The sequence below is a fragment of the Pleomorphomonas koreensis DSM 23070 genome (genome assembly GCF_000425185.1).
In the GTDB taxonomy this organism is placed as follows: domain Bacteria; phylum Pseudomonadota; class Alphaproteobacteria; order Rhizobiales; family Pleomorphomonadaceae; genus Pleomorphomonas; species Pleomorphomonas koreensis.
This window is the reverse complement of record NZ_AULH01000005.1, coordinates 91,439-113,133: the sequence shown is the minus strand read 5'-3', so window position 1 is coordinate 113,133 and position 21,695 is coordinate 91,439. Positions and strand designations below refer to the sequence as shown.

20 protein-coding genes are annotated in these 21,695 nt (G+C 70.3%); 12 read left to right on the top strand and 8 right to left on the bottom strand.

Going from position 1 to position 21,695, the window contains the following annotated elements:
- Window positions 1-25 precede the first annotated feature (25 nt).
- Window positions 26-730, bottom strand: a complete 705-nt coding sequence (locus H512_RS0102255) for a response regulator transcription factor (RefSeq protein ID WP_026782139.1) — start codon at window positions 728-730, stop codon at window positions 26-28.
- Window positions 731-823: 93 nt separating this feature from the next.
- A complete protein-coding gene (locus tag H512_RS0102250) occupies window positions 824-2,212 on the bottom strand; it encodes an MATE family efflux transporter (protein ID WP_026782138.1) in 1,389 nt (462 codons plus the stop codon).
- A 129-nt stretch (window positions 2,213-2,341) separates the two neighbouring features.
- Between H512_RS0102250 and H512_RS0102245 the strand changes: the two genes are divergently transcribed.
- Window positions 2,342-3,010 (top strand): HugZ family pyridoxamine 5'-phosphate oxidase, encoded by a 669-nt coding sequence (locus H512_RS0102245; protein ID WP_026782137.1) that lies wholly within the window; start codon window positions 2,342-2,344, stop codon window positions 3,008-3,010.
- 10 nt (window positions 3,011-3,020) lie between these two features.
- Here H512_RS0102245 and rsmD read toward each other — a convergent pair whose 3' ends face one another.
- Together rsmD and H512_RS27800 are read right to left on the bottom strand one after the other, a co-directional pair.
- Complete coding sequence (rsmD, locus tag H512_RS0102240) at window positions 3,021-3,581, bottom strand: 16S rRNA (guanine(966)-N(2))-methyltransferase RsmD (RefSeq protein ID WP_026782136.1); 561 nt, start codon at window positions 3,579-3,581, stop codon at window positions 3,021-3,023.
- Window positions 3,562-4,980, bottom strand: a complete 1,419-nt coding sequence (locus H512_RS27800; RefSeq protein WP_156899313.1) for a pseudouridine synthase — start codon at window positions 4,978-4,980, stop codon at window positions 3,562-3,564. The genes rsmD and H512_RS27800 overlap by 20 nt, the downstream gene beginning before the upstream one ends.
- 117 nt (window positions 4,981-5,097) lie before the next feature.
- Between H512_RS27800 and H512_RS0102230 the strand changes: the two genes are divergently transcribed.
- Complete coding sequence (locus H512_RS0102230) at window positions 5,098-5,538, top strand: nucleoside deaminase (RefSeq protein ID WP_026782135.1); 441 nt, start codon at window positions 5,098-5,100, stop codon at window positions 5,536-5,538.
- A 2-nt stretch (window positions 5,539-5,540) separates the two neighbouring features.
- Here H512_RS0102230 and H512_RS0102225 read toward each other — a convergent pair whose 3' ends face one another.
- Window positions 5,541-6,386, bottom strand: a complete 846-nt coding sequence (locus H512_RS0102225) for a patatin-like phospholipase family protein (protein ID WP_026782134.1) — start codon at window positions 6,384-6,386, stop codon at window positions 5,541-5,543.
- 183 nt (window positions 6,387-6,569) lie between these two features.
- On the opposite strand from H512_RS0102225, the gene thrC reads away from it, so the two are divergent.
- The 10 genes from thrC to H512_RS0102175 all read left to right on the top strand — a co-directional run bounded on the left by thrC (window position 6,570) and on the right by H512_RS0102175 (window position 18,623).
- Window positions 6,570-7,970, top strand: a complete 1,401-nt coding sequence (gene thrC, locus H512_RS0102220) for a threonine synthase (protein ID WP_026782133.1) — start codon at window positions 6,570-6,572, stop codon at window positions 7,968-7,970.
- Window positions 7,971-8,213: 243 nt separating this feature from the next.
- Entirely contained in the window at window positions 8,214-9,494 is a 1,281-nt protein-coding gene (locus H512_RS0102215) for a M16 family metallopeptidase (protein ID WP_026782132.1), read from the top strand.
- Window positions 9,491-10,075: a GNAT family N-acetyltransferase gene (locus H512_RS22255; RefSeq protein WP_036789709.1), complete on the top strand. Its 585-nt coding sequence runs from the start codon at window positions 9,491-9,493 to the stop codon at window positions 10,073-10,075. The genes H512_RS0102215 and H512_RS22255 overlap by 4 nt, the downstream gene beginning before the upstream one ends.
- A 172-nt stretch (window positions 10,076-10,247) precedes the next feature.
- Complete coding sequence (locus H512_RS22250) at window positions 10,248-13,241, top strand: EAL domain-containing protein (RefSeq protein WP_084798264.1); 2,994 nt, start codon at window positions 10,248-10,250, stop codon at window positions 13,239-13,241.
- A 95-nt stretch (window positions 13,242-13,336) separates the two neighbouring features.
- Window positions 13,337-13,867, top strand: coding sequence for an invasion associated locus B family protein (locus tag H512_RS0102200; protein ID WP_026782131.1), 531 nt, complete (start codon window positions 13,337-13,339; stop codon window positions 13,865-13,867).
- Between the two features lie 130 nt (window positions 13,868-13,997).
- The gene (tldD, locus tag H512_RS0102195; RefSeq protein WP_026782130.1) at window positions 13,998-15,419 is read left to right on the top strand and encodes a metalloprotease TldD; all 1,422 of its coding nucleotides are present in this window, start codon (window positions 13,998-14,000) and stop codon (window positions 15,417-15,419) included.
- 3 nt (window positions 15,420-15,422) lie between these two features.
- Entirely contained in the window at window positions 15,423-16,067 is a 645-nt protein-coding gene (locus tag H512_RS0102190) for an HAD family hydrolase (protein WP_026782129.1), read from the top strand.
- 119 nt (window positions 16,068-16,186) lie between these two features.
- On the top strand, window positions 16,187-16,888 hold the full coding sequence (locus tag H512_RS22245; protein WP_084798262.1) for a TerC family protein: 702 nt from the start codon (window positions 16,187-16,189) through the stop codon (window positions 16,886-16,888).
- A gap of 120 nt (window positions 16,889-17,008) precedes the next feature.
- The gene (locus H512_RS22240; RefSeq protein ID WP_036789706.1) at window positions 17,009-18,358 is read left to right on the top strand and encodes an MATE family efflux transporter; all 1,350 of its coding nucleotides are present in this window, start codon (window positions 17,009-17,011) and stop codon (window positions 18,356-18,358) included.
- Window positions 18,359-18,398: 40 nt separating this feature from the next.
- On the top strand, window positions 18,399-18,623 hold the full coding sequence (locus H512_RS0102175) for a DUF2093 domain-containing protein (RefSeq protein ID WP_053239501.1): 225 nt from the start codon (window positions 18,399-18,401) through the stop codon (window positions 18,621-18,623).
- Window positions 18,624-18,635: 12 nt separating this feature from the next.
- On the opposite strand, the gene lpxK is transcribed toward H512_RS0102175, so the two are convergent.
- The 3 genes from lpxK to H512_RS22230 are packed head-to-tail and all read right to left on the bottom strand — an operon-like array spanning window position 18,636 to window position 21,683.
- Complete coding sequence (gene lpxK, locus H512_RS22235) at window positions 18,636-19,655, bottom strand: tetraacyldisaccharide 4'-kinase (RefSeq protein WP_053239500.1); 1,020 nt, start codon at window positions 19,653-19,655, stop codon at window positions 18,636-18,638.
- Window positions 19,649-20,947, bottom strand: a complete 1,299-nt coding sequence (locus H512_RS0102165; protein WP_026782127.1) for a 3-deoxy-D-manno-octulosonic acid transferase — start codon at window positions 20,945-20,947, stop codon at window positions 19,649-19,651. The genes lpxK and H512_RS0102165 overlap by 7 nt, the downstream gene beginning before the upstream one ends.
- Window positions 20,940-21,683: a lysophospholipid acyltransferase family protein gene (locus H512_RS22230; RefSeq protein ID WP_053239499.1), complete on the bottom strand. Its 744-nt coding sequence runs from the start codon at window positions 21,681-21,683 to the stop codon at window positions 20,940-20,942. The genes H512_RS0102165 and H512_RS22230 overlap by 8 nt, the downstream gene beginning before the upstream one ends.
- Window positions 21,684-21,695 lie beyond the last annotated feature (12 nt).

The following is a 21,695-nucleotide window of genomic DNA, read 5'->3' as shown; positions in this document are numbered from 1 at the left end:
CGCGTCTCGCGAAAGGCGTCGGCCCTCACGTCTCCTTGAAGCGGTAGCCGACGCCGTAGAGGGTCTCGATCATCTCGAAGTCGTCGTCGATCGCCTTGAACTTCTTGCGCAGCCGCTTGATGTGGCTGTCGATGGTGCGGTCGTCGACGTAGACCTGATCGTCGTAGGCGGCGTCCATCAGCGCGTTGCGGCTCTTGACCACGCCGGGCCGCTGGGCGAGCGCGAACAGGATCAGGAACTCGGTGACGGTCAGCACCACGTTCTGGCCCTTCCAGGTGCAGGTGTGCCGCTCCTGGTCCATGACGAGGTTGCCGCGCTCGATGTTGCGGTTGGCGTCGCTCGGCTTGGGCGCGGCGGTGGTGTCGCGCGGGGCGACGCGGCGCAGCACCGCCTTGACGCGCTCGACCAGGAGGCGCTGCGAGAACGGCTTGTGGATGAAGTCGTCGGCGCCCATCTTCAGGCCGAACAGCTCGTCGATCTCGTCGTCCTTGGAGGTGAGGAAGATCACCGGCATGTCGGTCTTCTGCCTGAGGCGGCGCAGCAGTTCCATGCCGTCCATGCGCGGCATCTTGATGTCGAGGATGGCGAGGTCGGGCTGCACCTTGGTCAGGCCGTCGAGGGCCGAGGCGCCGTCGGTGTAGGTCTCGACCCGGTAGCCCTCCGATTCGAGGGCGATCGAAACGGAAGTCAGGATGTTTCGGTCGTCGTCCACGAGTGCGATGGTCGGCATGCCCCAGTCCCCGTCAGTTGTCGTTCTGGTCGGTATCGATAGCCGGACCTTTGTAGCAGAGTTGAGCGGAATCTGGGCGAGAATGTAGAAAGTTCAAGGATTCCCTCGCTTTTTCGCCCGCTTGGTCACCCGTGCGAAGCGCGGCGCCAGAAGCGCGAACGAGGTGAGGATGCCGGCGCCGAGGCCCCAGTAGAGGCCCGCCGCGCCGAAACCGAGGTGGAGGCCGAGGAAGAGGGCGAGCGGCACCGACACGAACCAGAAGGCGGCCGACTGCATCCAGAGCGGCATCCAGACGTCGCTGAGGCCGCGCAGCGCCCCCATGGCAGTGCCCATCATGGTGTCGAAGGCGACGAGCACGCCGGCCATCAACAGCGTCTGCCGGGCGATGGCGGCGGCCACGGGATCGCCGATCATCGCGTCGGCGAGCGGCCCGTGCAGGGCGAGCACCAGCAGACCGCAACTGCCCGACAGAAGGCCGCCGGCGGCGATCGCCGCAAAGCCGGCCCGCCGCGCCTCGGCGGTGGCGCCGCGCCCCATGGCGGCGCCGACCCGGATCGAGGCGGCGGCGCCGAGTCCGACGGCGTTCATGTAGATCAGCGACATCACCGTCATGGTCGCCTGATGGGCGGCCACCACCTCCGAGCCCATCACGCCGGCGATCAGCACCATGGCCGAGAAGGCGGCGCTCTCGACGCCCTGGCCGAGCCCCATCGGCAGGCCGAGGCGGCGGAGATCGCCGCCCCAGCCGCCGCCGAGCGTCGCGGCCGCTTGCAGCCAGTCGCGGCCGGCGGCGCGGAAGCCGTAGGGGTCGCCGTCGCGGACGGCGGTACGGTCGAGCACGACGACGGCGGCGACGGCCATGCCGAGCCGTACAATCGAGGTGGTCGCCACCGCCACCTCGGCGCCGCCCGCCTCGACGAGGCCGCCCCAGCCGAGCACGAACACGCCGTCGAACAGGATGTTGGCGACATTGGCCGCCGCCATGATCGCCACGCCGACGCGCGGCCGGCCGATGGTCTCCAGCGTCATGTTGACGGCGAGAAACAGCAGGAAGGCCGGCAGGCCCCAGGCAAATTGCAGCGCCACCTTGCCGGCCAGCGCCGCCACGTCCGGCGCCTGTCCGGTCATCAGGAAGAAGGGTTCGGCGAACAGCGACAGCAGGCCGGCAAGGAGGCCGAGCGCCACGGCATTGACCACGGCGGCGCGGAAGATCGGGCCGACGGAGCGCGGATCGCCCTCGCCGATCGCCCGCGCCGACAGCACCATGGTCGCCTGCAACGCGCCGAGGCAGACCAGCATCAGCGTCGACATCGGCGCCGTGCCGACGCCGAGAGCGGCGAGTTCCAGCCCGCCGCGCTGGCCGACCGCCACCGTGTCGACGGCGAACAGGCCGATCAGCCCGGCGCGCGACAGGGCGATCGGCAGGCCGAGGCGAAGGGTCGCGAGCGCATGGCCGCCGAAGGTGAGGGGAGCGTCGGTCATGATGAGAGAAGCGAGCCGTTGCTGGCAGGAGACGGGGGATCGGGCGGAAGTCGGGCGGTGTCGGCGCGCCGAACGGGTGCTATACTGGCCCCGAGCCCCCGAGGCAAACCCCCAAGATACGAGGTTGCAATGGCCGAAGACGAATTCGATGCCGTGGATCTGGCGCGCCGGATCGTCCGGTCGGCGTCGACCGCCGCGCTCGGCACGCTCTCGGCCGACGGCGGGCCGTTCGTCAGCTTCGTGACGGTGGCGACCGCCGAGGACGGCGCGCCGATCGTCCTGTTGTCCGGCCTTGCCGCCCACAGCCGCAATCTCGGCCGCGACGACCGCGCCTCGCTCCTGATGCAGGCCCCGGCCGGCGAGGGCGACGATCCGCTGACCGGCGCCCGCGCCACCGTCGTCGGCCGCCTCCGGCGCGTCGGCCGCGACGAACCCGGCCACGACCGTCTGCTCGCCCGCTTCCTGGCGCGCCACCCCAAGGCGGCGGGCTATGCCGGCTTCGGCGACTTCTCCCTTTATCGCATGGCGGTGGAGGGTGCCCACCTCGTTGCCGGCTTTGGGCGCATCGCCCGCCTCGCGGCGGACGACATCCTGGTGCCGCCGGCCGTCGCCAACGCCTTCGCGGCGGCCGGGCCATCGCTGCTGGACGCCCTCAACGGCAGCGCGTCCGGCCTCAGGCTGGTGGCGGTCGATCCCGACGGCGTCGACGTCGAAGGCGAGCCGGTGCGGCGGCTGGCCTTCCCGCGCCGAGCCGGCGATCCCGGCGAGGTGGCGGTGCTGGCGGCCGGGCTCGGCTGAGCGGTGTCGATCAGCTCAGGCGGGCGAAGATCACCTGCGTCTCGCCATAGAGGCGGCGGTCGAGCGCCTCCAGTCCGTCCGGCAACGCCACCTCGGCCTTGGCGGCCTCTTCGATCACCACGAGGGCGCCCGGCGCCAGCCAGCCGCCTGACATCATCGAGGCGAGCGCCTTTTCGGCGAGGCCCTTGCCGTAGGGCGGATCAAGGAAGGCGAGCGTATAGGGCTCGGCCGGGCCGATCGATCCCATGGTGGTGGCGTCGCGGCGGAAGATGCGCGTCTGTCCCATCAGCCCGAGCGTTTCCTGGTTGCGGCGGATCAGGCCGCGCGCCTCGGCCGCCTCCTCGACGAACAGGCAGGTCTTCGCCCCCCGGCTCATCGCCTCGAAGCCGAGGGCGCCGGTGCCGGCGAACACGTCCATGACGCGTGCACCGTCGAACACGCCGTCGTAGCCGTGTTCGAGGATGTTGAACACGCTCTCGCGCAGCCGGTCGGAGGTGGGGCGGATGGCGAGGCTGCCGGCCGGCGGCGGCGCCAGCGCCGTGCCGCGATGCTTACCGGCGACGATCCGCATCGCGTCCCCTCGGCTTGCCCGGCCCGCCGCGGCCGCCGTCCCTTGCGCCCTTGCCGCCCTTGCCCTTGGGCGCGGCCGGCGTGCTGCCGTCCTGGATGCGACTGCCCTTCGGCACGATGCCGCGCTGCGGCCCCTCGCCGCGCACGCGCACCGGCTCGTCATCCTTGACGCGCGGCTTGCGGTCGACCTCGAACGCCTTGCCGGACTTGTAGGCGCGCGGCGCCTCCGCTTTAGTGCGGCGGCTTAGGCGGCCGCCGGAGCGCGGCTCGCTGGCGGCCTCGGTCTTCAGCGTCAGCGTGGCGCGTGGCGGCTTCTCGGCCTTGGCAATGCGGACGGGTGCCTTGCCGGCCGGCTTCTCGGCCTTGGCGACGCGGACGGGCAGCTTGCCGGCCGGCTTCTCCGCCTTGGCAATGCGAACGGGCGCCTTGCCGGCCGGCTTGCGCGGCGGCAGAGCCTCCAGGTCGGCCTCGCGGCGCTTGCGGTTGGCCGCCGCCGACACGGACCTGGGGCGCACCGGCGGCTTGTCGCCGGAATTCGGCGCCGGCTTGCCGCTCCTGGCGAGCACCGTCTGGATCGGCGCCCGGTCGTCCTCGCGCAGCTCGAAGTCGGCGCCGGCCTCGCCGGCCAGGCGATCGCCGAGCTGGGCGCGCAGCACGCGGCGCGGCACCTCCTCGACGGTGCCGTCCTTCAGCTCGCCGAGCTGGAACGGGCCGAAGGAAACACGGATCAGCCGGTTCACGTCGAGGCCGAGATGGGCGAGGATGGTCTTCACCTCGCGGTTCTTGCCCTCGCGCAGGCCGACGGTCAGCCAGACGTTGTCGCCCTGCTTGCGGTCGATCGTCGCCTCCACCGAGCCGTAGAGGATGCCGTCGATGGCGATGCCGTCCTTCAGGGCGTCGAGCCGCGCCTGGTCGACCTCGCCGTGGGCGCGCACCCGGTAGCGGCGCAGCCAGCCGGTGGCCGGCAGCTCCAGCACGCGGGCGAGGCCGCCGTCGTTGGTGAGGAGCAAGAGGCCCTCGGTGTTGATGTCGAGCCGGCCGACGGTCATGACGCGCGGCAGGTCGTCCGGCAGGATCGAGAACACCGTCGGCCGGCCCTCGGGATCGTGGGTGGTGGTGACGGTGCCGCGCGGCTTGTGGAACAGCCAGAGGCGGGTGCGATCGCGTTCGGGCAGCGGCTGGCCGTCCACCTCGACCTTGTCGCCGGGCCTGACGGTGACCGCCGGCGTGTCAAGCAGACGGCCGTTCAGCTTGACGCGGCCGGCGGCGATCCAGCTTTCCGCCTCGCGGCGCGAACAGAGGCCGGCGCGGGCGATCACCTTGGCGATGCGGTCGGCGCTGTCGTCGGCCTTGGCCGGCGTCTTCTTCGCCTTGGCGGCGGGGGTAGGAGTCTTCATCATGCCGACGCTCTTAGCAGGAAAAACAAGCGGCGTGCAGCCATTGCCGCGTGCTTCTATGGTGGAGAGAACGGCCGGGTTATAGAGCGCCGGCTTTTGCATCGACGGAAGGGACTGGCAATGCCCGGCTTCATGGACAGGGCGATCGACGAGGCGCGCGCCGCCGCCGCCCGCGGCGAGGTGCCGGTCGGCGCCGTGGTGGTGCGCGACGGTGTGGTTCTCGCCGCCGCCGGCAACCGCACGCTGGAACTGAAAGACCCGACCGCCCACGCCGAGATGCTGGCGATCCGCGCCGCCGCCGCGGCGATCGGCTCGGAGCGGCTGGTCGGCTGCGACCTCTACGTCAGCCTGGAGCCCTGCGCCATGTGCGCCGGCGCCATCTCGTTCGCGCGGCTGAGGCGCCTCTATTACGGCGCCGCCGACGAGAAGGGCGGCGCGGTGGAGCACAACGTCCGCTTCTTCTCGTCCCCCGGCTGCCATCACGCGCCCGAGGTCTATTCCGGCATCGGCGAGGGCGAGGCGGGGCAGATACTCAGGGATTTCTTCGTCGATCGCCGCTGAACTCAAGCCGCCGCTTCGAGGCGCCGGCCGACGGCGGCCTTCACCTCCTCGCGCAGGCCGGCGGTGGCGGCGAGGATGTCGCGCGCTTTGACGAAGTCGAGCGCCGCGAAGCCGTCGACCGGCGGGCGGATCAGGATGTCGGGCCGCCGCGACTTCAGCTTCTCGGCGATCAGCGCCTGCATCAGGATCTGGCTCGCCCCGAAGATCGCCTCCCGGGCGCTCGGCAGGCGCCGCTTGTCCGGCCGCACCGGCGTGCCCACCACGTCGATGGCGACGACGAGGTCGAGGCCGTCCGGCAACCGGTCGAAGGGCAGGGGATTGACCACGCCGCCATCGATCAGCGTCAGTCCGCCCTCCTCCACTGGCCGGAACAGGGCGGGCAGGGCGATCGAGGCGGCCACCGCCCGCCGCACCGGGCCGGCGGCGATCTCCACCTCGGCGGTGCCGTAGAAATCGGCGGCGACGACGGAAAAGGGAATGACGAGGCCGGAGAAATCCTCGGGTACGCTGGCCGGCAGGAACTCGGTGATCACCGCCTCCGGGTCGAACAGCGGCAGGCCGCCGGCGATTTCCGCGAGGTTGCGTGGCCGGAGCTTCCAGATCTTGCCCCAGACGTCGGCCGGCCGGCCGAGGGCGGCGAGCACCTCGTCGCCGATCTCGGCGCCGGAAAGGCCGGCCGCCGCCGCCGCGCCGATCAGCGCGCCGATCGAGCAGCCGGTGATTGCCGCCGGCCGGATGCCGAGGTCGTCGAGAGCGGTGAGCACGTGGACGTGGGCAAGGCCGCGTGCGCCGCCACCGCCAAGCGCGAGACCGAGGCGGGGGGCGGTGGAGACGGCGGGATCGGTCATGGCGGCGGGGCTCGGCGGGTTCGACATCGACAGGGCATGCCAGATCGATATGGCATCTTGGCGACAGCGGTGCGAGGCTGGCCGGTGAAAAAACGGTCTTTTCCGGCCGCCGCCGTGCTTGCGGCCCCGCCTTGCGGCGGCTAGAGCATTGCCGGGATCGACGTCAGGAGCAGGAAGACGCCCGTGAAATATGTCAGCACCCGCGGCAACGCCCCCGTCCTCGGCTTCTCGGACGCCGTCCTCGCCGGCCTCGCCCGCGACGGCGGCCTCTACGTGCCGGAGACCTGGCCGACGTTTGACGCAGCGACCATCGCCTCCTTCGCCGGCAAGCCGTACACGGACGTCGCCTTCGAGGTGATCTCGCGCTTCGTCGATGGCGACATCGCCGACGCCGACCTCCGGGCGATGATCGACGCCGCCTATGCCGGCCCGTTCCGCCATCCGGCGGTGACGCCGCTGGTCCAGATCGCCCCCGGCCATTTCCTCCTTGAACTGTTCCACGGCCCGACGCTGGCCTTCAAGGACGTGGCGATGCAGTTGCTCGCCCGGCTGATGGACCATGTGCTCGGCCAGCGCGGCGCCCGCGCCACCATTGTCGGCGCCACTTCCGGCGACACCGGCGGCGCCGCCATCGAAGCCTTCCGCGGCCGCGACAACACCGACATCTTCATTCTGTTCCCGAACGGCCGCGTCTCCGACGTGCAGCGGCGGCAGATGACCACGGTCCCCGACGCCAACGTCCACTGCATCGCCCTCGAAGGCACCTTCGACGACGCGCAGGGCCTGGTGAAGGGCATGTTCAACCACTTCGCCTTCCGCGACACGCTCAGCCTCTCCGGCGTCAACTCGATCAACTGGGGCCGCATCGCCGCCCAGGTGGTGTACTATTTCGTCGCCGCGGTGGCGCTCGGCGCGCCCCACCGGCCGGTATCCTTCACCGTGCCGACCGGCAACTTCGGCGACATCTTCGCCGGCTACGCCGCGAAGAAGATGGGCCTCCCCGTCGACAGGCTGGTGATCGCCACCAACGTCAACGACATCCTCGCCCGCACGCTGGAAACCGGCCGCTACGCGGTGACCGGCGTCGTGCCGTCCACCTCGCCGTCGATGGACATCGAGGTGTCCTCCAATTTCGAGCGCCTGGTGTTCGAGACGACCGGCCGCGACGCCGCGACGGTAACGCGCCTGATGCAGACGCTGAGCCAGTCGGGCGGCTTCGCGCTGCCCGAGGCGGCGCTCGCCGCCATCCGCGCCGATTTCGCCGCCGGCCGGGCGTCGGTCGAGGCGACGGCGGTGCTGATCCGCCGCCTGCGCGCCGAGGCCGGCTATCTGATCGACACCCACGGCGGCAACGGCGTCGTTGTGGCCGAGCCCCGCATCGCCGCTCCGGTGCCGATGGTGACGCTCGCCACCGCCCATCCGGCCAAGTTCCCCGACGCGGTGGAAGCGGCGAGCGGCGAGCGGCCGGCGCTGCCCGCCTGGCTGGGCGACCTGATGACGCGGCCCGAGCGCCTCACCGTGCTGCCGAACGATCTCGGCGCCGTCGAGGCCTTCATCCGCGAGCGGGCGCGCGTTCCGGCGTGACGGCCCGCCGCGCCGCGGGGGAGGTGGTGCGGCGGCAAAAGGTATGAGGGGCACGAAACTTTGACTTGAGCGGGGTGCTGTTCCATGCAGATTTTGCTAGAAAAGCTGACCCTCCGGAGCATGTCCCGATCGGAAGACGGCGTCTGACCGACGGAAAATGCCAGGGATTCAAGGGATTGTGCACGGTCCCGCGGCTCGCGGTTTCCATGTGGGCCGGGCGTGCACCAGGGAGGAAGAGGTCGGATGGCCGTCGAAGTAACCAGATTGGACAACGGCATCACCGTCGTCACGCACTCGATGCCGCATCTGGCGTCGGCGGCGCTCGGCGTCTGGGTGGCGGCGGGATCGCGCTCGGAGGCGGCGGACGAGAACGGCATCTCCCACCTTCTCGAACACATGGCCTTCAAGGGCACCAAGAAGCGGTCGGCCAAGGACATCGCCGAGGAGATCGAGAACGTCGGCGGCGAGGTCAACGCCGCCACCTCGATCGAGAGCACCAGCTACTACGCCCGCGTGTTGGCCGGCGACGTGCCGCTCGCCCTCGACATCCTCTCCGACATCCTTCAGAACTCGCAGTTCGAGCCCGATGAACTCGACCGCGAGAAGCACGTCATCGGCCAGGAGATCGGCGCCGCTCTCGACGCGCCGGAAGACTTCGTCTTCGACATGTTCCAGCAGGCCGCCTTTCCGGGCCAGGCGATCGGCCGGCCGATCCTCGGTTCGATCGAGACGGTGAAGAGCTTTTCCGACGACGCCCTGCGCGGCTACCTCAATCGCCACTACACCGGCGGCCGCACGGTGATCGCCGCCGCCGGCAAGCTCGGCCACCGCGAACTGGTGCGCATGGCGCGCAAGAAGTTCCAGCATTTCGGCGAGGCCGAGTCGATCGTGCCCGAGCGGGCCGTCTACGTCGGCGGCGAGGCGCGCGAGGAGCGCGACCTGATGGAGGCGCAGGTGGTGCTCGGCTTCCCCGGCATCGCCTATGGCGACGACGACTACATCACCGCCCAGATCGCCTCGTCGATCCTCGGCGGCGGCATGTCGTCGCGGCTGTTCCAGGAGATCCGCGAGAAGCGCGGCCTCTGCTATTCCATCTACGCCTTCCACTGGGGCTTCGAGGACGCCGGCATTTTCGGCATCTCCGCCGCCACCGGCGAGCGCGACGCCGGCGCCGTGGTCGAGGAGACCATGGGCGAGATCGGCCGCGCCGCCTCCGGCGTCACCGAGATCGAGGTGAAGCGCGCCCAGTCGCAGTTGCGCGCCGGCCTGCTGATGGCGCTCGAAAGCCCGGTGGCGCGGGCCGGCCAGATCGCCCGCCACATCATGTTCCACGGCCGCACGCTGCCGCTCGACGAACTGGTCAGCCGCATCAACGCGGTGACGCCGCAGAAGGTCTGCGAGTTCCTCGAAAAGATGGCCGCCGCGCCCAATCCGACGCTGGCCGCCATCGGCCCGATCGACAAGGTGCCCTCGGTGGCGGCCATCGCCAGCGGCGGCCAGTCGGCCAAGGCAAGCGCAGCATGACTTTTTTCGGCGTCGTCGCGTCGGGAACCTTTCCGGTGCTGGCCGACGCCGTTCTCTGTCTGCGTCTGCCGGCCGTCTCCGATTACGGCGCCTGGGTGAGCGAGCGTTCGGAGAGTCGCGCCTTCCTGCGTCCCTGGGAGCCCACCTGGTCGGCCGACGACCTGACGCGTGCCGCCTTCAAGCGCCGCGTCCGCCGCGTGCAGCGCGACGCGGCCGAACAGAGCGGCTTCGCCTTCCTGATCTTCCGTCGCGACGACGAGGCGCTGCTCGGCGGCGTCACGCTGTCCAACATCCGCCGCGGCGTCGCCCAGAGCGCCAGCCTCGGCTACTGGATGAGCGTGCGCCACGCCGGCCGCGGCTACATGCGGCGGGCGGTGGACCTCACGCTCGACTTCGCTTTCGGAGAACTCAGGCTGCACCGGGTGGAGGCCGCCTGCATCCCCGGCAACGAGCGCTCGCTCGGTCTTCTCGAAAAAGCCGGATTCGTCCGCGAAGGCTACGCGCGGCGCTATCTCCTGATCGACGGCCGCTGGCAGGATCACGTTCTGCTCTCCCGCACCGCCGAGGAGGAGGGCGGCTGAAGCCGCGACGGCGGGCGGTTTGCACGGCCGCCATCCTCGGCTATATCTGTCCGGCGCGTCTCCGGAAGGGCGCAAAGGACGGCCGGCGGGTCGAGCGCCGCCCAGAACCTCAGAGCCGCCGCGCCAGGGCGCGGCCAACGATAACCGAACTGTTCGCCCGTCGGGCTGGAGAGTGTCCTTGGCCTTCGTCCGCGCCGTCGCCGCCCTGTTCCTGCTGGTGCTCGCCGCCGGCTTCGCCCCCCACGCCGCGTTCGCCGCCGAGCCGATCCTCGTCGAGCCCGACGTCAAGGCGCTCGACCTGACGCACGCCGTCGAATACCGGCGCGACGCCGGCAACTCGATCCAGGTGTCGACGGCACCTGGCCCCGATGGCGTCGTCCGCCGCATCGAGGTGCGCGCCAAGGGCATCGACCCCAATCCGTCGTGGGTGGTGTTCTCGCTGTCCAACCAGTCGGATGTGCAGCTCGACCGGCTGATCGTCGCCCCGCATTTCCATCTGGTCGGCTCGCGCGTCATGTGGCCCGACCTCGGCGCCTCGCGCATCGCGGCGATCACCCCAAGCTCCGGCTTCGCCCCCGAACGCCAGACCAGCCAGGATTCCGACGTCTTCCTGGTGACGCTCGACCCCGGCACGGTGGTGACCTTCGTCGTCGAACTCCGGACGCGCGACCTGCCGCAGATCGGCCTCTGGGAGCCCAACGCCTACAAGGACAGCGTCAACGCCTACACGCTCTACCGCGGCATCGTGCTCGGCATCTCCGGTCTTCTGGCGCTGTTCCTCACCATCCTGTTCGTCGTCAAGGGCTCGATGATGTTCCCGGCGACGGCAGCGCTCGCCTGGGCGGTGCTCGCTTACCTCTGCATCGATTTCGGCTTCTGGAACAAGGTGTTCGCCGTCGGCTCGGGGACGGACCAGCTCTACCGCGCCGGCTCGGAGGTGATGATCGCCGTCACCATGGTGATCTTCCTCTACGCCTATCTCAACCTCAACCGCTGGCACGTGCGCTACAGCCACGTCATGCTGATCACGCTCCTGGCGCTGATCGGCCTGTTCGCGCTCGCCCTCTACGATCCCTCGATCACCGCCGGCTTCGCCCGCATGGCGCTGGCCGCCCTCGGCGGCATCGGCTTCGTGCTGATCGTCGCGCTGGCGCTGCGCGGCTACGACCGGGCGATCATGCTGGTGCCCACCTGGCTGGTGTTCCTCGCCTGGCTGGCCGGCACCGGCCTCGCCGTCTCCGGGCGTCTGGTCAGCGACCTCGCCCAGCCGGCGCTGGCCGGCGGCCTGGTGCTGGTGGTGCTGCTCCTGGGCTTCACCGTCATGCAGCATGCCTTCGCCGGCGGCGCCATCACGCAGGGGCAGGTCGACGACAGCGAGCGCAAGGCGCTGGCGCTGACCGGCTCCGGCGACATGATCTGGGACTGGGACGTGCTGTCCGACCAGATCGTCACCTCGGCCGAGGCCGAGGAAAGCCTCGGCCTGAAGCGCGGCCGCCTCGAAGGCCCGGCCCGCGACTGGCTCGACTACCTGCACCCGCAGGACCGCGAGCGCTTCAAGGCGACGCTCGACGCCGTGGTCGAGACGCGCAAGGGCCGCCTCAGCCAGACCTTCCGCATGCGCGCCCAGGACGGCCATTACCAGTGGTTCCGCCTCAGGGCCCGCCCCATCCTCGGCTCGGACGGCGAGGTCATCCGCTGCGTCGGCACGCTGCTCGACATCACCGACATGAAGCTGGCGCAGGAGCGGCTGCTCACCGACGCCATCCACGACAACCTCACCTCGCTGCCGAACCGCGAACTCTACGTCGATCGCCTCGCCGCCGACCTCGCCCGCGCCAAGGTCGACAGCCAGCGGCGGCCGGCGGTGTTCCTGATCGATCTCGACCGCTTCCGCCAGGTCAACGAGACGCTCGGCCTGTCCATCGGCGACACCATCCTCTTGACGCTCGCCCGCCGGCTCGGCCGTCTCGTCAAGCCGCTCGACACGCTGTCGCGCCTCGACGGCGACCGCTTCGGCATCGTCCTGGTGTCCGAGCAGGCATCGGATCGGCTCGCCGCCTTCGCCGACACCGTCAAGCGGGCGGTGCGGGCGCCGATCGTCGTCGGCGAGAAGGAGGTGTTCCTCACCGCCTCGATCGGCATCGCCGTGCCCGATACCGACGACAAGGAGGCGCGGACGCTGATCCAGGACGCCGAGATCGCCCTGGCCTTCGCCAAGAAGCTGGGCGGCGACCGCATCGAGACCTTCCGCCCGGCGCTGCGCATCATGTCGGCCGACCTGACCTCGCTGGAGCACGATCTGCGCGGCGCCATCGACAAGGGCGAACTGACCGTGCTCTACCAGCCGGTGATCCGGGCCGACGACCGGTCGCTCTCCGGCTTCGAGGCGCTGCTGCGCTGGAACCATCCGCGCAAGGGCTCGATCCCGCCGGCCGAATTCATGCCGATCGCCGTCCGCTCGGGTCTGGTGGTGCAACTCGGCATGTTCCTGCTCGACAGGGCGGCCCGGCAGCTCGCCGACTGGCGCGACCACATGCCGTTCGGCAATACGCTGACCATGTCGGTCAACCTCTCCAATCGCCAATTGTTGCGGCACGAGCTGCTGAACGACGTCAAGGCCGTGCTGTCGCGCAGCGGTCTGCCGCGCGACGTGCTGCATCTGGAATTCTCCGAGAGCCTCTTGATGGAGAGCCCGGAATTCTCCATGCAGATGCTCCTGAAGCTGAAGGAACTGGGCGCCGGCTTCGCCGTCGACGAGTTCGGCATGGGCTTCTCCTCGCTGAGCTACCTGCAGCGGCTGCCGCCCGGCACGCTGAAGGTCGATCAGAACGTCCTGAGGAGTTCCGGTCGCAACCGGCAGGCGCTCCTGAAGACCATCGCCACGCTCGCCCACGACCTGGAACTGGAGCTGGTGGTCGAGGGCGTCGACCGCACCGCCGACCTCGACGAGATCACCGGCCTCGGCGCCGACTATCTCGAAGGCTATCTGTTCGGCTCGCCGATGAACCCCGACGAGGTGCGCAAGCTGATGGAGAAGGCCAAGAAGGCGGTGGCCAAGGTGGCGCCGGTCGCCGTCACCGAGGCGGTGCTGAGAGTGCCCGAGCGGGTGCCCGGCGCTGGCGCGCCGGTGGCCGGCGAGGCGGCGGAGGGGGCTCCGAACGCTTGACCCCCTCCCTTTTCGCGCCGCGCCAAGTGTGGGAATAAGGACCAACCGGCGATTCGCCGCCGGACTCCGGGGCTAGGAACGTTGACGAAATGATCATGGCATCCACGAGGACCGTTCTTTCCGCCTGCCTTTCCCTCGTCATCGCCCTCGGCTCGCTGCCGGCGACGCTGTCGATGGCCTCGGCGCAGGAGTTCGTCGACGGCAAGGTCGAGTCCGTGCACGGCGACTGGCAGATCCGCTGCGACCAGCCGGTCGGCGCCCGCGACAAGCAGTGCGCCATGGTGCAGAACGTCACCGCCGAGGATCGCGACAACATCGGCCTCTCCGTGCTGATCGTGAAGACGGTCGACAAGAAGGCGAAGATCATGCGCGTCCTCGCGCCGCTCGGCGTCTACCTGATGGCCGGCCTCGGCCTCAGGATCGACGACAAGGACATCGGCCGCGTCGGCTTCGTCCGCTGCCGGGCGCGCGGCTGCTATGCCGAGGTGATCCTCCAGGACGACCTGGTCAAGCAGCTGGAGACCGGCGGCAAGGCGCTGTTCATCATCTACGATTCGCCCGAGGACGGCATCGGCATCCCGATCTCGCTGAAGGGCTTCAAGGAAGGCTTCGACGCCCTGCCGTGAGCGGCCGCCCTTGCGCGGCGGCGCCGGAAACACGACATCTTGCGCGTCCGGGGTTCCGCCAAGGCTGGAACCGCCGGGCGTTTGCTTTTATGGAGGGGTGGACCCTCCTTTTGACGGGACGCTGCCGCCGATGACCGAAACCCACGACCTTCTCGCCCTAGCCGGTCTCGATCCCGAGGCGACGCGGCGCCTCGTCGCCGACGCGCTGGCCGGCGCCGACGACGGCGAACTGTATCTGGAGCGGTCGCAGGGCGAGGCGCTGACCTTCGACAACGGCCGCCTGAAGACCGCCACCTACGACGTCAACCAGGGCTTCGGCCTCCGGGCGGTGGCCGGCGAGGCGGTCGGCTACGCCCACGCCGACGACCTCTCCGAACAGGCGCTGCGCCGCGCCGCCGACGCGGTGAAGGCGGTGGCCTCGGGCCATTCCGGCGTTGCCGCCGCCCCGCCGCAGGCCACCAACCGCCGCTTCTACGGCGACGTCGACCCGCTGCTCACCCCGGCCTTCTCCGACAAGGTGACGCTGCTCTCCGAGATCGACGCCTGGGCGCGCGCCCGCGATCCGCGCGTGCGGCAGGTGACGGCGTCGATCACCACCAGCCACAAGATCGTCGAGATCATCCGCGCCGACGGCATCCGCCTGCGCGACGTGCGGCCGCTGGTGCGCGTCAACGTGTCGCTGATCGCCGGCGAGGGCGACCGGCAGGAAAGCGGCTCCTACGGCGAGGGCGGCCGCCTCGCCCTCGATGGCTTCATCACCCCCGAGCGCTGGCAGCACGCCGTCGACGAGGCGCTCCGGCAGGCGCTGGTCAACCTCGACGCCAGGCCGGCGCCGGCCGGCACCTTCGACGTCGTGCTCGGCCCCGGCTGGACCGGCGTGCTGCTGCACGAGGCGGTCGGCCACGGCCTCGAAGGCGACTTCAACCGCAAGAAGACCTCGGCCTTCGCCGGCCTGATGGGCGAGCAGGTGGCGTCGAAGGGCGTGACCATCGTCGACGACGGCACGATTGCCGACGCCCGCGGCTCGATCACCATCGACGACGAGGGCACGCCCGGCCGCCAGACGGTGCTGATCGAGGACGGCCGCCTTGTCGGCTACATGCAGGACCGCCAGAACGCCCGCCTGATGGGGGCGCAGTCGACCGGCAACGGCCGCCGCCAGTCCTACGCCCACGTGCCGATGCCGCGCATGACCAACACCTACATGCTCGCCGGCGACAAGAGCCGCGAGGAGATCATCGCCTCGGTGAAGGACGGCATCTACGCCGTCTCCTTCTCCGGCGGCCAGGTGGACATCACGTCGGGCAAGTTCGTGTTCGACTGCACCGAGGCCTATCGCGTCCGCGACGGCAAGGTCGGCGAGCCGATCAAGGGCGCCATGCTGATCGGCAACGGCCCGGAGGCGATGAAGCGCGTCTCGATGATCGGCAACGACCTCGAAATCGACCGCGGCATCGGCATGTGCGGCAAGGCCGGCCAGAGCGTGCCGGTCGGCGTCGGCCAGCCGTCGCTGCGGATCGACGCGGTCACCGTCGGCGGCACGGCGACCTGATCCATGGCAGCTCCGATCCGTCTCGTGCTGTTCGACATGGACGACGTGGTCTACGTCTACAGGCGTGCCGACCGCATTGCCCATCTCGCCGCCGTCACCGGCCTCGATCCCGCCTTCATCAACGACCGCGTCTGGGGCGAGGGTCTGGAGGCGGCCGCCGACGGCGGCGCCTTTCCGACGCCGGAGCTGTACATCGGCTCCTGGTGCGACCGTCTCGGCTGTTCCCTGTCGGTGGCGGACTGGGTGGAGGCGCGGCGGCGCGGCATGCGCCTCATCCCCGGCACGCTCGCCCTGATCGAGCGGCTGATTGCCGCGGGGCTGACGGTCGCCGTGCTCACCAACAACGGTCCGCTCGTCCACCTCTACCGGGAAACGCTGGCGCCGGAGCTGGCGCGCCTCGTCGGCGACCGCTTCCTGGTGTCCTCGTCCTTCGCGACCTTGAAGCCCGACCCGGAGGTGTTCCGCCGGGCGCTCGGGCAACTCGGCTTCACGCCCGAGGAGACCTTTTTCATCGACGACCTGCCGGAGAATGTCGAGGGCGCCCGCGCCGCCGGTCTCCGCGCCGCCGTCTTCACCACACCCGAGGCGCTGGAGGCTGAGCTGGTCGATGCCGGTCTGATCTCGGCAGAAATGACGATGGCCGGCTGAAACGCCGGCGCGGGCATTGAAATTTCCGTCCGGGCATCCTACCTCACCGGCGGTCGGAAACCTGTCCGGCCGGTCTCGGCGTCTCGCCGAACAGGGGTGGGACGGACGCCGTGTTCTCAATGGATTTCCTGTCGGTCGAACTTGCCGCCCTGGCCCAGGTCGTGTTCATCGACGTGGTGCTGGCCGGTGACAACGCCATCGTCGTCGGCATGGCGGCGGCCGGCGTCGATCCCTCCATCCGCCGCAAGGTGATCTTCTGGGGCATCGGCGGCGCCGTCGCCCTGCGCATCCTGTTCGCCATCATCACCACGCATCTGCTGGCCGTCGTCGGCCTGACGCTGGCCGGCGGCGTGCTGCTGCTCTGGGTCTGCTGGAAGATGTTCCGCGAGATCCGGTCGAGCCGCCACGAGGAGGCGCGCGGCGTCGAGGCGGCCGAGCAGGCGCTCGACGCGGCGGCCTGCGACGTGACGCCGCCGGCGACCGGCAAGACCTTCCGCCAGGCGCTGACCCAGATCATCGTCGCCGACGTCTCGATGTCGCTCGACAACGTGCTGGCGGTGGCCGGCGCGGCGCGCGACCACGTCGGCGTGCTGGTGATCGGCCTCTTGCTGTCGGTCGGCCTGATGGGCGCCGCCGCCACGCTGATCGCCCGCCTGCTGCACCGCTTCCGCTGGATCGCCTGGATCGGCCTCGCGGTGATCCTGTTCGTCGCCGTCGACATGATCCATCGCGGCTCGGTCGAGGTCTGCACCGGCATCACCGGCGAGGACAGCTGCCAAATTCAGGATCTTCAGGATGCTACGGACGACCTCCTGAAGTGAAGGCGCGCCGCCGGTCCCGCAAAGGCCGGAACCGGCTTTGCGTTCGGAATTGCATTGAAACAATAAGATAGAGCAATTCCGGTGAACCAGATGTCGCCGGAAACGCCCCAGGGGAATTGCATGACGACCGAGGCCTATTTGCCCGCCGACGCGGCCTATGTGCAGGGGCCGGTGTTCCGCCATGTGGTGGCGCTGACCGCTCTCGGCTCGCTGGGGCTGATGGCCATCTTCTCCGTCGACCTTGTCAACCTCCTCTACATATCCATGCTCGGCGACGAGGCGCTGACGGCGGCCATGGGCTATGCCGGCGCCGTGCTGTTCGTCGTCGTGTCGGTCGGCATCGGCTTCTCGATCGGCGTGACGGCGCTGACCGCTCGCCATATCGGCGCCGGCAACCGGGCCGCCGCCCGTCGCGTCGCCACCTCGGGCCTGATCGTTTCCTTCATCGCCACGTCAGCCATGGCGCTGGCGCTCCTCGCCGTGCTCGACCCTTGTCTGAGGCTGCTCGGCGCCGAGGGGCGCGAGCTGGAGGTGACGCGTCATTTCCTGCTGATCGCCATGTTCGGCATGCCGCTTCTGGCGCTTTCCATGGCGATGGGCGGCGCGCTGATGGCCTTCGGCGCGCCGCGCATGACCCTCTGGATCAACCTCGCCGGCGCCGCCGCCACCGCTCTCCTCGACCCGATCTTCATCTTCGGCCTCGATCTCGGCGTCACCGGCGCCGCCATCGTCACGGTGCTGGTGCGCTTCGTGGCGCTGGCCGTCGGCTGGTACGGCCTGGTGCCGCGCCTCAGCGCGCTGGCCAAGCCGACCGTCGAGGGCGTGCGCCGCGACGTCGGGCCGATCCTTGCCATCGCCTTCCCGGCCATCCTGACCAATCTGGCGACGCCGGTCAGCAACATGCTGGTCACCGCCTACGTCGCTCGTTTCGGCACCGAGGCCGTGGCCGGCTGGTCGATCATCGGCCGCATCTATCCGCTGTGCTTTGCCGGCATCTTCGCGCTGACCGGCTCGGTCGGCGCCATCTTCGGCCAGAACGTCGGCGCCCGCCGCTTCGACCGCGTCCGCAAGACGCTGGCCGACAGCACCCTGTTCACGGCGATCTACGTCGCCGTCATCTGGCTCTTGCTGTTCCTCGGCACCGACGCCATCAACTGGGCCTTCCACGCCAACGGCCGGGTGGCGGAAATGATCGCCTTCTACTGCCTGTGGGCGGCGCCGACCTTCATCTTCACCGGTGCGCTGTTCGTCGCCAATGCCGCCTTCAACAACCTTGGCTTCGCCTCGCACTCGACGATTTTCAACTGGGGACGGGCGACGATCGGCACGCTGCCCTTCTGCTGGCTCGGCGTCTGGCAGGAGAGCGCCGACGCCGTCATCCTCTGGTGGAGCATCGGCGCCGCGCTGTTCGGCCTGCCGGCCCTCTGGCTGGCCCGCCGGTCGATCGACCGCCTTGCCGCGAGGGCATGATCCCCTTGCGCGCGGGACGGACGGAGGGTATTCACCTCTCATGTTGAACAGCATGGACCCCCCCTTCGGCGGCGGCGAGGCGCAGATCCGCTACCTCGACGGCGACTATCAGATCCTCCGCAACGGCAATTACGTCCGCTGCGCGATCACCGGCCGGCCGATCCTGCTGCAGGATCTGAAATACTGGTCCGCCGAGCATCAGGAGCCCTATATCGACGCCGAGGCGGCGCTCACCGCCTATCGCCGTCACACCGGCGCCCGCTGAGCGGGTCTTCCTTCAGCTGAAATGCCGCGCCATCCAGCGCCGGCGGATGTCGAGGAGCAGCGCGCCGACGGCCCGCTCCTCGGCGAGGCGCGCATGCACGCCGAACACCGCGACGCGATCGCGCGACCAGTTGCTGCCGGCGATGCCGGGCGGCAGCCGCACGGCGTCCTTCTCGGTGGTGACCGGCACGGCGTCGAGCGTGTCGGCGTCGTCGAGGATATGCGTCATCTCGGCAAGGCTGTAGGGATGATGATCGGGGAAGGCGCGCCGGACGGCAAGCCGATAGCCCTCGTCCTCCAGGGAGCGGAAGAATTTCTCCGGCCGGCCGATGCCGGCGAAGGCATAGAGCCGGCGGTGCGGCGCGGCCGGCGGCGCGTTGGCGACGAGGTCGGCGCGAAACACCGGCTTGCCGGCGCGGGCCGCCTTGCGGACGATCCGCTGGCCGGGCTCGCCGCCGCCGTAGACGATCACCGCGTCGGTGGAGAACATCTGCCGCTTGAGCGGCGCCCTGAGCGGCCCGGCCGGCATGGCGAGGCCGTTGCCGACGCCGACGGCGCCGTCCACCACCACGAAGCTGAAAGTCTTCTTCACCGACGGGTTCTGGAAACCATCGTCCATGATGCAGAGGTCGGTGCCGGTCGCCCTGAGCAGCCGGAAGGCGGCGGGACGGCGGCGCGACACCACGGTCGGCGCCACGCGGGCGAGCAGCAGCGCCTCGTCGCCGACGTCGCCGGCGGTGTGGCGGTCGATGTCGACCAGGAGCGGCCCCTTGAGGCGGCCGCCGTGGCCGCGCGTCAGGAAGCACGGGTCGAGCCCGACCGACCGGGCCGAATGGGCAAGCGCGATGGCGGTCGGCGTCTTGCCGGCGCCGCCGGCCACGAAATTGCCGACGCAGACGAGCGGCAGCGGTGGCTCGGCGCCGCCCGGCCGGCTCATGCGGCGCGCCGTGATGGCGCCGTAGAGGAGACCGATCGGCCAGAGCAGCAGGGCGGTGAGGCCCTTGCGTTTCCACCAGAAGGTCGGAGTCAGCATCGCTTGCCGCCCGGCGCGCCGCCGATCAGCGGCGCGATCGCCTTGATGGTACGGCTGACGGCGCCGGCCGAACCGGCCACCACCCGCGTCGCCGCCGCCGCCTGGGCGGCCCGGCGGGCAGGATCGTCGAGAAGGGCGAGCACTGCCTCGCTCAACTCTTCCGGCGTCCGGACGATGGCAAGGCCGCCGGCATCGGCAAAGGCGGCGTAGATGTCGAGCCAGTTGGAGAAATGCGGGCCGCTCACCACCGCCGCGCCGAGCCGGGCCGGCTCGATCAGGTTGTGGCCGCCGATGCCGGGAAGGAAGGTCCCGCCCATCAGCACCACGGTCGACAGGCGGAAGAAGGCGCCAAGCTCGCCGAGCGTGTCGGCGACGTAGACGAGGGTATCGGCGTCGGGCAGTTCGCCGGCACCGCGCCGCCGCGTCGCAAGGCCGGCCGCCTCGGAGAGCAGCGCGACGTCGGCGCCGCGCACCGGATGGCGCGGCACGATGGCGAGCAGCGCCTCGGGTCGCTTCTCCCGGAGCTTCAGGAAGGCGGAGAGCACCACCTCGTCCTCGCCGGGATGGGTGGAGGCGGCAAGCAGCAGCGGCCGGCCGCCGATGCCGGCTTCGAGCGCCGCGAGGTCGGTGGCGCCGGCGTCCGGCAGGCCGGCGTCGAACTTGATGTTGCCGAAGGTCGCCACGTCTGGCGCGCCGAGGCGGGAGAAGCGTGCCGCGTCGTCGTCGGTCTGGGCGAGCACCAGCGACATGCGCCGGAACACCGCCCGCGCCGCCGGCACCACCCGCTTCCAGCCGCGGAAGGAGCGCGGCGACAGCCGGGCGTTGGCGATCACCAGGGGAATGCCATGGTCGGCGAGCCGGGCGATCGACACCGGCCAGATCTCGCTCTCGACGAACAGGGCGAGGTCGGGCCGCCAGTGGCCGAGGAAGCGGTCGACCGGGCCGGCGAGGTCGAGCGGCGCGAACTGGTGGATCAGCCCCGGCCGCAGGCGATGGCCGACCAGCGCCGCCGAGGTGGTGGTGACGGTGGTGACCAGCACGCCGGTGCCGCCGGCGATCAGCCGGTCGATCACCGGCATCGCCGCCATCGCCTCGCCGACGCTGACCGCATGCACCCAGACGAGCGGCCCCTCCGGCCGGTCGGCAGAGGGGCGGCCGAGCCGCTCGGAGGAGCGAGCCGGATCCTCCTTGCCGCGGCGCCGACGCACGCCGACGATGGCCATGCCGAGCGGCCCGGCGAGCCGGGTCAGGGCGGTCCACATCGAGAGCAGCGCGTCTCCGAGATCAGCCATCGGCGGATGGATCCGGCGTATAGGGGCCTGGGCGGAACTTGTCGGCGATTCCCGTGCGTTGGTAGGCGTCTTGGGTGATCCGATCAAGCTCCCCGGTAAGCTCAAGCCTCAGCCTTTCGACCGTCTCGTCGTCGGCGTCGGCCGGCACGCGGATCGGCGCGCCGTGTCGGAGGGTGACCGGCGAGAAGGGCAGGTCGACCACCATGCGGTCCCAGTTGTTGAAGCGCAGGCCGTAGCGCGACACGTAGGCGATCGGGATGATCGGCCGGCCGGACAGCCGGGCGAGCTGGACGACGCCCTTGCCCGATATCTGCGCCACCTTGGGCACGTCGGCGGTCATCAGCACCGAATTGCCGGCGGCAAGCTCGCGCAGCGCCTGCCGGAAGCCGGCGGCGCCACCCTTCTTGCGGGTGGAGCGGGTATTCTGGGCGCCGGAGGCGCGAATGCTGCGGATGCCCTGCGTACCGACGGCGCCGGCCACAACGCCGGCCGCCGCGTTGCGGGCGATCATCGGCACGATCGGCAGGTCGCGCGGCACGGCGACCGGCGACATCATGGCGAGGCCGTGCCAGAAGGTGAAGATAACAGGCGCCTCGGCCCGCGCCACCTCGAAGGCATCGGGCGGCACGATCGTCAGCCGGGCGGTACGGAACACCGTCAGCGCGTACCGGGCGAGGAGGTGCGACAGGCCGCGGCTCAGCAGCGCGCTGTCGAGGATCTTCCGGTCAAGTCGCAAGCAAGGTCTCCG

Coding starts and splice junctions, on each gene's coding strand:
- H512_RS0102215 (WP_026782132.1), top strand. CDS start 8,214: ATGGCCGTCGAAGTAACCAGATTGGACAACGGCATCACCGTCGTCACG.
- tldD (WP_026782130.1), top strand. CDS start 13,998: ATGACCGAAACCCACGACCTTCTCGCCCTAGCCGGTCTCGATCCCGAG.
- rsmD (WP_026782136.1), bottom strand. CDS start 3,581: ATGCGGATCGTCGCCGGTAAGCATCGCGGCACGGCGCTGGCGCCGCCG.
- H512_RS0102250 (WP_026782138.1), bottom strand. CDS start 2,212: ATGACCGACGCTCCCCTCACCTTCGGCGGCCATGCGCTCGCGACCCTT.
- H512_RS0102200 (WP_026782131.1), top strand. CDS start 13,337: ATGGCATCCACGAGGACCGTTCTTTCCGCCTGCCTTTCCCTCGTCATC.
- H512_RS0102245 (WP_026782137.1), top strand. CDS start 2,342: ATGGCCGAAGACGAATTCGATGCCGTGGATCTGGCGCGCCGGATCGTC.
- H512_RS0102165 (WP_026782127.1), bottom strand. CDS start 20,947: ATGGCTGATCTCGGAGACGCGCTGCTCTCGATGTGGACCGCCCTGACC.
- lpxK (WP_053239500.1), bottom strand. CDS start 19,655: ATGCTGACTCCGACCTTCTGGTGGAAACGCAAGGGCCTCACCGCCCTG.
- H512_RS0102255 (WP_026782139.1), bottom strand. CDS start 730: ATGCCGACCATCGCACTCGTGGACGACGACCGAAACATCCTGACTTCC.
- H512_RS0102175 (WP_053239501.1), top strand. CDS start 18,399: ATGTTGAACAGCATGGACCCCCCCTTCGGCGGCGGCGAGGCGCAGATC.
- H512_RS27800 (WP_156899313.1), bottom strand. CDS start 4,980: ATGATGAAGACTCCTACCCCCGCCGCCAAGGCGAAGAAGACGCCGGCC.
- H512_RS22240 (WP_036789706.1), top strand. CDS start 17,009: ATGACGACCGAGGCCTATTTGCCCGCCGACGCGGCCTATGTGCAGGGG.
- H512_RS0102190 (WP_026782129.1), top strand. CDS start 15,423: ATGGCAGCTCCGATCCGTCTCGTGCTGTTCGACATGGACGACGTGGTC.
- H512_RS22255 (WP_036789709.1), top strand. CDS start 9,491: ATGACTTTTTTCGGCGTCGTCGCGTCGGGAACCTTTCCGGTGCTGGCC.
- H512_RS0102225 (WP_026782134.1), bottom strand. CDS start 6,386: ATGACCGATCCCGCCGTCTCCACCGCCCCCCGCCTCGGTCTCGCGCTT.
- H512_RS22245 (WP_084798262.1), top strand. CDS start 16,187: ATGGATTTCCTGTCGGTCGAACTTGCCGCCCTGGCCCAGGTCGTGTTC.
- H512_RS0102230 (WP_026782135.1), top strand. CDS start 5,098: ATGCCCGGCTTCATGGACAGGGCGATCGACGAGGCGCGCGCCGCCGCC.